The organism is Enterobacter mori LMG 25706, from assembly GCF_000211415.1.
In the GTDB taxonomy this organism is placed as follows: Bacteria; Pseudomonadota; Gammaproteobacteria; order Enterobacterales; family Enterobacteriaceae; genus Enterobacter; species Enterobacter mori.
On the sequence record NZ_GL890780.1, the window covers coordinates 275803 to 283554 of the forward strand.

Consider the following 7752-nt stretch of genomic DNA (forward strand, 5'->3'; position numbering starts at 1 on the left):
GCCGTCATCCAGTGAATGTCGACTGTTGCAGGACGTTGCAGCGTCTCTGGAAAACGGCTCGTAAAACAAATCGAGAACGAAAAAAAACCGGCGCTAAAAAGCACCGGTTGTGTGAGTATCTGCCGTATCAGATAGCGACGGGCGCTTTGATGCCGGGATGCGGGTCGTAACCCTCAATCTCAAAATCATCAAAGCGGTAATCGAAGATCGAGTCTGGTTTACGTTTAATAATCAGCTTCGGCAACGCACGCGGTTCGCGAGTCAGCTGGAGATGCGTCTGCTCCATGTGGTTGCTGTAGAGATGGGTGTCCCCACCCGTCCAGACGAAATCGCCCACGTCGAGATCGCACTGCTGCGCCATCATGTGAACTAACAGCGCATAGCTGGCGATGTTAAACGGCAGACCGAGGAACACGTCGCAAGAACGCTGATAAAGCTGGCAGGAGAGCTTGCCATCCGCCACATAGAACTGGAAGAACGCGTGGCAGGGTGCCAGCGCCATTTTGTCCAGTTCACCCACGTTCCAGGCGGAAACGATGATTCGGCGCGAATCCGGGTCATTTTTCAGCTGGTTCATCACGGTGGTGATCTGGTCAATATGGCGACCGTCAGGCGTTGGCCATGCACGCCACTGCCTACCGTAAACCGGGCCCAGGTTGCCGTTTTCATCTGCCCATTCGTCCCAGATAGAGACGTTGTTTTCATGCAGATAGGCAACGTTGGTATCGCCTTGCAGGAACCAGAGCAGTTCATGAATGATCGAGCGCAGATGGCAGCGCTTCGTCGTCACCAGAGGGAAGCCTTCTTGCAGATTAAAGCGCATCTGGTGGCCAAAAATGGAGAGCGTACCGGTACAGGTGCGGTCATTTTTCGGCGTGCCCTCATCGAGCACTTTTTTCATCAATTCAAGATACTGTTTCATGGTTCCTCAGGAAATTTGTTGCTGTGGACGACGACGATACGCCCAAATCATCATAATGGCACCCGCGACAATCATCGGAATGGAGAGGATCTGCCCCATGCTGATGTACTGCACCCACTCGCCGGTGAACTGTGCATCCGGCTGACGGAAGAATTCAACGATGATGCGGAACGCACCGTAGCCGATCAGGAACAGACCGGAGACAGCCCCCATAGGACGCGGCTTGCGGATGAAGAGGTTCAGGATGATAAACAGCACCACACCTTCCAGCGCCAGCTCATAAAGCTGGGACATATGGCGCGGCAGAACACCGTAGGTATCGAAAATGGATTGCCACTCCGGATGCGATGGCAGCAGCGCGATATCCTCTGCACGAGAGCCCGGGAAGAGCATCGTATACGGCACGCTCGGGTCAACACGGCCCCACAGTTCGCCGTTGATAAAGTTACCCAGACGCCCAGCTCCCAGCCCGAATGGGATCAATGGAGCAATAAAATCAGCCACCTGGAAGAAGTTGCGTTTGGTGCGTTTGGCAAAGATCACCATCACCAGGATCACACCAATCAGGCCACCGTGGAAGGACATTCCCCCATCCCAGACGCGGAACAGATAGAGCGGATCGTTGAGGAATACCGGGAAGTTATAGAACAGGACATAGCCAATACGCCCGCCGAGGAATACCCCGAGGAAGCCAGCATACAGCAGGTTCTCAACTTCATTCTTCGTCCAGCCACTGCCGGGACGACCCGCGCGACGGCCCGCAAGCCACATCGCAAAAATGAAGCCCACCAGGTACATCAAACCGTACCAGTGCAGCGCGACAGGTCCTACTGAGAAAATAACCGGATCAAATTCCGGAAAATGCAGATAACCACTGTTCATCTGTCACCACAAGATGTTGTTATTCCGCTGAAAGTGGACAGCGGTAGAAATGCGCTTCTGCGTGTCGCAGAGGCTCCAAAGTTGCGAATCATAGCATAAGGCAGGCAAGGAGGATGCGCCTGAGATGTAAAAGATGTGTATAGGGTATTGTGCGGCCTGATGCCCTCGCCACGGCCCTCTCCCACAGGGAGAGGGAGAAATGCAAATTAGCGGCCGCCGCGAATTAGGCCACCCATGCCGCGTCGTTCCATAAACGCCGCAACCTGATGCCGTACTTCGGTTGCCATCTGTGCGTCAAGACTGCGTTCCGCCAACTCGCGGGCATCTTCTATTTCAATATGACGCAACAGATACTTCACGCGCGCGACAGAACGGCCGTTCATGGACAGGTGACGGAAGCCAAGGCCAATCAGGATGGCGACGCACATCGAATCGCCCGCCATTTCACCACACAGACGCAAGTCAAGACCGTGCTGCTCCGCTTCACGGGCAATCATGGCGAGTGCCCGGAGCATTGCCGGATGCAGGCTGTCATAGATACTCGCGACGCGCGTGTTATTTCGATCAACGGCCAGTATGTACTGCGTTAAATCGTTGGTCCCGACGGAGATAAAATCAACGCGGTTTGCCAGCTGCGGCAGCATAAAGACCATCGACGGCACTTCGAGCATCACGCCAATACGTGGTTTAGGGATCGCATAGCCGATCATCTCTTCCACTTCGCGGCCCGCACGTTCGATCAAGCGTTTTGCTTCGTCGATCTCGTCAATACTGGTGACCATCGGCAATAAAATGCTGAGGTTGCCCGTTGCCGCATTTGCACGCAGCATGGCACGAACCTGGATCAGGAAGATCTCCGGTTGGTCGAGCGTGATGCGGATCCCGCGCCAGCCCAGACACGGGTTTTCTTCACTGATTGGCATGTACGGCAGCTGTTTATCCGCCCCGACGTCCAGCGTGCGCAGCGTGACCGGTTTGTCATTAAACATCTGCAGCATCCCCTGATACTGCGCCACCTGTTCCTCTTCTGACGGGAAGCCGCTTTGCAGCATGAACGGAATTTCAGTGCGGTATAAGCCGATACCGTCGATGCGGCTGCCGAGCTTCTCTTCGTGCTCGGGGCTTAACCCGGCGTTGAGCATGACTTTGATCCGCTCACCGCTTTTGAGCTGCGCGGGCAGGTTGACGTCATCTTCTGCCAGCTTGCTTAATTCATTCTCTTCACTAATGAGACGCTGGTATTCCTGCAGCAGTACGGGCTCAGGATCGACCAGCAGTTCACCGCGATAGCCATCCACCACCAGCGTGCGGCGGTGGAGCACCGAGGGCTGGATATCGGCCCCCATGACGGTTGGAATACCGAGCGCGCGCACCATGATGGCAGCATGAGAGTTGGCGGCACCATCGCGCACCACGACCCCAGCGAGCCTGTCTTGCGGTAGCTCTGCCAGCGTCGTCGCTGAAAGTTCATCTGCTACCAGCACAAACCGCTTTGGCCAGGCATTCGCGCCCTGAATGGTGTCATCAAGATGGAACAGCAAACGCTGCCCCAGCGCGCGTAAATCCCCGGCACGCTCCTTCAAATAACCATCGGTCAGTGCCGCAAACTGCTCGGCAAATTTTTCAATGACTTTTTTAACGGCCCATTCGGCCACCGAACCTTTATCCACTTCCGCGAAAAGCTCACGGCGCAGACGCGCATCAGAAAGCAGGTGTGAATAGAGGTCAAAGATCGCCGCCGTCTCTTTTTGCGCACCCGCAGCAAAGCGTTTGCTGTAGCGGCGAAATTCGTTGGAAGCCTCTTCCAGTGCAGCGGTAAGACGCTCGCGTTCGAGCGCTTCATCAAGCGTCGAGGCCTCGTAAACCTGCTCCATCAGCGGCAACGTGGCGTCCATCCAGCCTTCGGCGATTGCCACACCCGGTGACGCAGGGAGCGCACGTATGCGCGTGTGACGATACTGGCCAAACAGGGCAGCAAGCTGAGACTGAGAGAGGATGGCGGCCATCTGCGTGGCAAGCGTCACAAGGAATGACTCTTCGCTTTCATCGTACTGGCGCAGTTCCCGCTGCTGAACAACGAGAACGCCAAGCAACTGACGACGCTGGATAATCGGCACGCCCAGGAAGGCGCGGAAGCGTTCTTCTTTTACGGAAGGAATATATTTGAAGCTAGGGCGTTTTTGCGCATCAGCAAGGTTAATGGGTTCGGCCAGACGACCAACCAGCCCAACAATACCTTCATCAAAAGCAAGCGTAACGGTGCGGCCTCGTGGTTTTTTCAAACCACGAGTCGCCATCAGGTAATAGCAACGCCGGTCATGGTCGGCCAGATACACCGAACAAACGTCGGTTTCCATCGCCAGACAGATATCAGTCACCAGAATATTCAGCGCCTCGTTCAGGCGAGGCGCACTGGCGACCTTCTCGACTATTTCGCGCAAGCGGGTGAGCATGATTTGCGTAGCTTAACCTCTTTTACGTCGCCAGGCAGGTGCGCTTTGCGGCTTAGGCGGGATCTCCTGAAGCTGCATGACAACACTTGCGAACTCTTTCATCACCCTACGGTAAACATCGCGCTTAAATGACACGACCTGACGAACAGGATACCAATAGCTCACCCAACGCCAGCCATCAAACTCCGGCGTACTGCTGGTTTGCATGTTGATATCTGAATCGTTGCCCACCAACTGCAGAAGAAACCACTTCTGTTTCTGGCCGATACAAACCGGCTTTGTGTCCCAACGCACCAAACGTTTCGGTAACTTGTAACGCAACCAGTTGCGGGTCGAAGCCAGGATGCGAACATCTTTTCGGCTTAAACCGACCTCTTCAAACAGCTCCCGGTACATCGCTTGTTCTGGGGACTCTCCTGGGTTGATCCCGCCTTGCGGGAATTGCCAGGAGTGCTGACCATATCGACGGGCCCACATGACCTGACCCAGACGATTACAAATTACTATTCCTACGTCCGGGCGGTAGCCATCGTCATCAATCACCGGACTACCCCAAACTAAACCTTATATATGAATGATTGTTTCACACTACAGGGAGGCGGTAAACCACTCTCTTACAGGCTTGCAACCTAATAACATTTGAATAACTCACAAATATGTGGGGAGTTATAAACAGATGAAGGACCGTAAGGGCAATTTTATTCACCTTTTCTGTGGATATGGTTGTGAAGAAGTATGGAATTACCGATGAACAACCTGAATCGTCGTTTAAAGCCGTTTACACCGCTCATTATAAAAAATGCTATTTTTCATTAGGTTATACCTTTAATTATTGATACCAGAACGGATAACGTGACGATCATCACATCAGCGATCGTTGTACTGATGAAAGATCGAACAGCGTCGGTTTTATCCACAGATTGTGCCAATAAGTTAGGCACAATTTGTCTGAAAATTCGATTTTCGTCGCACGTCAAGGCTGTAAATCGAAACAGTAGTGTGGGTTATTCCCAGTTATCCCACTTTTCTGTGGATAACAGGGTGTAAGATCCTGTTTATTGTCAGTGACCAGATTTGAACAACCTGTTTTTAGCCGCGGACACAATAATTTTACAGTAGTAAAAAAACCTATAAATCATACACATGGATTATTCGTACAGAAAACGGTAGACTCTATCCACAAGGGATAATTTCTTAGTTTATTTTTTAATCAGAAGGTTACCGTCATGCTTCCGCTTGCTCCCTTGTTTACCCCCCCCTCCAGCGAAACCGAGTTGCTGACTCAGGCGCAGCGCCTGGCAGGCTATTCGCTTGGCGATCTGGCGGCAATGGCGGGTCTACCGATCCCTGACGATCTAAAAAGAGACAAGGGCTGGATCGGCATGCTGCTGGAACTGTGGTTAGGTGCCAGCGCGGGCAGTAAGCCAGAACAAGATTTCGCCGCACTGGGCGTGGAGTTAAAAACGATCCCCATCGACAGGCAGGGAAGACCGCTGGAAACCACGTTTGTCTGCGTGGCGCCGTTAACCGGCAATACCGGCGTAACCTGGGAAACCAGCCACGTACGTCATAAACTGAAACGCGTACTGTGGGTTCCGGTGGAAGGTGAACGGCAGATCCCGCTAGCCGAACGGCGGGTGGGCGCGCCGCTGCTCTGGAGCCCTGATGAAGACGAAGAGCAGCAGTTGCGTCTGGACTGGGAAGAGTTAATGGACATGATCGTCCTTGGGCAGGTTGAGCGCATCACCGCCCGTCATGGTGAGGTGTTGCAGCTGCGTCCAAAGGCGGCCAACAGCAAGGCCCTTACCGAAGCGATCGGCGCTCATGGCGAGCCGATCCTGACGTTGCCTCGCGGCTTTTATCTCAAAAAGAATTTCACTGGCACGCTGCTCGCACGCCATTTCTTACTAAAAACGTAGGTTTTTAACGAATTTTGCGAGCTATCAAACATAATCACCTGGTTTTTAAGATTTTACTACTTCCTGCTTTCGTCATATCAGGTTATTACTACACTATGATTTAATACAAGCCAGGTGAGGACGATAACGATGAAAAAATGGGCAGTGTTAATTTCTGCAGTCGGGTTGGCGTTTGCGGTATCGGGCTGTAGCAGTGATTATGTTATGTCTACAAAAGATGGTCGGATGATCCTGACCGATGGTAAACCCGAAGTCGACGACGATACCGGGCTGGTGAGTTACCGCGACCCGGCAGGGAATAAAATGCAGATTAACCGCGACGAAGTCTCGCAAATTATCGAGCGCTAAACCCGTTAAAGGTCAGTCGCTTGCTGGCCTTTTTGATTTTTCCCTTCCCCTTTTGCTTCCCCTCTGCCATGTTTATATTCCTTTGTCGGGAAGTTCCTGACGCGTCCGTATGTTTAATGAAGGAAGCCGGCTATGCATTATCACCGTATCCCCCATAGCGCTCTGGAGATAAGCCAACTGGGGTTGGGCACGATGACATTTGGTGAACAAAACAGCGAAGCCGATGCCCATGCACAACTCGATTACGCCGTCAGCCAGGGTATTAACCTGATTGACGTCGCAGAGATGTACCCTGTTCCTCCCCGTCCGGAAACGCAGGGGCTGACTGAAACTTATGTGGGAAACTGGCTGGCAAAACGCGGCAATCGCGAAAAGCTCGTTATCGCCTCAAAAGTCAGCGGCCCCTCTCGTAATAACGATGCCGGGATCCGCCCAAACCAGATCCTCGATCGTAAGAATATTCGCGCCGCGCTGGATGCCAGCCTGAAGCGTCTGCAAACCGACTATCTCGATCTCTACCAGGTACACTGGCCGCAGCGTCCGACTAACTGCTTTGGCAAGCTCGGCTACAGCTGGAACGAGAGCGCGCCCGCCGTTACGCTACTGGAAACGCTGGAAGCGCTGACCGAGTGCCAGCGCGCGGGGAAAATCCGCTACATCGGCGTGTCTAACGAAACGGCATTTGGCGTGATGCGTTATCTGCACCTTGCCGATAAACACGATCTCCCGCGCATCGTCACCATCCAGAACCCGTACAGCCTGCTGAACCGCAGCTATGAGGTCGGTCTGGCGGAAGTGACGCAGTATGAAGAGGTGGAGCTGCTGGCCTATTCCTGTCTCGGCTTCGGCACGCTGACGGGCAAATACCTTAACGGCGCGAAGCCTGCCGGGGCGCGTAACACGCTCTTCAGCCGCTTTACCCGCTACAGCGGTGAGCAAACGCAGAAAGCCGTTGCGGCCTATGTGGATATCGCGAAGCGTCACGGTCTTGACCCTGCGCAGATGGCGCTGGCCTTTGTGCGGCGTCAGCCGTTTGTTGCCAGCACCCTGCTGGGCGCGACCACTATGGAACAGTTGAAAACCAATATTGAGAGTTTCAATCTGAACCTGAGTGAGGAGGTGTTAGCGGAGATTGAAGCGGTGCATCAGGTTTATACTTATCCTGCACCGTAATAAAAGCAAAACGGCAACACACGTTGCCGTTTTTAGGGTTTGCCCCCTCTCCCTG

7 protein-coding genes and 1 pseudogene are annotated in these 7752 nt (G+C 53.5%); 4 read left to right on the forward strand and 4 right to left on the reverse strand.

Annotation, left to right across the window (positions count from 1 at the left end; genetic code table 11):
* Positions 1 to 127: 127 nt before the first annotated feature.
* The 4 genes from thyA to rppH all read right to left on the reverse strand — a co-directional run bounded on the left by thyA (position 128) and on the right by rppH (position 4800).
* A complete protein-coding gene (gene thyA, locus ENTMO_RS0119475) occupies positions 128 to 922 on the reverse strand; it encodes a thymidylate synthase (protein WP_010435137.1) in 795 nt (264 codons plus the stop codon).
* Positions 923 to 928: 6 nt separating this feature from the next.
* On the reverse strand, positions 929 to 1804 hold the full coding sequence (gene lgt / locus ENTMO_RS0119480; protein WP_010435139.1) for a prolipoprotein diacylglyceryl transferase: 876 nt from the start codon (positions 1802 to 1804) through the stop codon (positions 929 to 931).
* A gap of 206 nt (positions 1805 to 2010) precedes the next feature.
* Positions 2011 to 4257 carry a phosphoenolpyruvate--protein phosphotransferase gene (ptsP, locus tag ENTMO_RS0119485; protein WP_010435140.1) on the reverse strand — a complete coding sequence of 749 codons (2247 nt, stop codon included), beginning with the start codon at positions 4255 to 4257 and terminating at the stop codon, positions 2011 to 2013.
* A gap of 12 nt (positions 4258 to 4269) precedes the next feature.
* A complete protein-coding gene (gene rppH, locus ENTMO_RS0119490) occupies positions 4270 to 4800 on the reverse strand; it encodes an RNA pyrophosphohydrolase (protein WP_010435142.1) in 531 nt (176 codons plus the stop codon).
* Between the two features lie 454 nt (positions 4801 to 5254).
* Between rppH and ENTMO_RS26740 the strand changes: the two are divergent.
* The 4 genes and pseudogenes from ENTMO_RS26740 to ENTMO_RS0119510 all read left to right on the forward strand — a co-directional run.
* Positions 5255 to 5329: pseudogene (locus tag ENTMO_RS26740) on the forward strand (hypothetical protein); the annotation flags it as partial.
* A 154-nt stretch (positions 5330 to 5483) separates the two neighbouring features.
* On the forward strand, positions 5484 to 6176 hold the full coding sequence (mutH, locus tag ENTMO_RS0119495) for a DNA mismatch repair endonuclease MutH (RefSeq protein WP_010435143.1): 693 nt from the start codon (positions 5484 to 5486) through the stop codon (positions 6174 to 6176).
* A 129-nt stretch (positions 6177 to 6305) separates the two neighbouring features.
* Positions 6306 to 6524 carry a YgdI/YgdR family lipoprotein gene (locus ENTMO_RS0119500; RefSeq protein WP_010435144.1) on the forward strand — a complete coding sequence of 73 codons (219 nt, stop codon included), beginning with the start codon at positions 6306 to 6308 and terminating at the stop codon, positions 6522 to 6524.
* A 132-nt stretch (positions 6525 to 6656) separates the two neighbouring features.
* Positions 6657 to 7697: an NADP(H)-dependent aldo-keto reductase gene (locus ENTMO_RS0119510; RefSeq protein ID WP_010435145.1), complete on the forward strand. Its 1041-nt coding sequence runs from the start codon at positions 6657 to 6659 to the stop codon at positions 7695 to 7697.
* Positions 7698 to 7752 lie beyond the last annotated feature (55 nt).

What these genes read in the sequence shown, in the direction of transcription:
- mutH (WP_010435143.1), top strand. Translation starts at nt 5,484, where the DNA reads ATGCTTCCGCTTGCTCCCTTGTTTACCCCCCCCTCCAGCGAAACCGAG.
- ENTMO_RS0119510 (WP_010435145.1), top strand. Translation starts at nt 6,657, where the DNA reads ATGCATTATCACCGTATCCCCCATAGCGCTCTGGAGATAAGCCAACTG.
- ENTMO_RS0119500 (WP_010435144.1), top strand. Translation starts at nt 6,306, where the DNA reads ATGAAAAAATGGGCAGTGTTAATTTCTGCAGTCGGGTTGGCGTTTGCG.
- thyA (WP_010435137.1), bottom strand. Translation starts at nt 922, where the DNA reads ATGAAACAGTATCTTGAATTGATGAAAAAAGTGCTCGATGAGGGCACG.
- lgt (WP_010435139.1), bottom strand. Translation starts at nt 1,804, where the DNA reads ATGAACAGTGGTTATCTGCATTTTCCGGAATTTGATCCGGTTATTTTC.
- ptsP (WP_010435140.1), bottom strand. Translation starts at nt 4,257, where the DNA reads ATGCTCACCCGCTTGCGCGAAATAGTCGAGAAGGTCGCCAGTGCGCCT.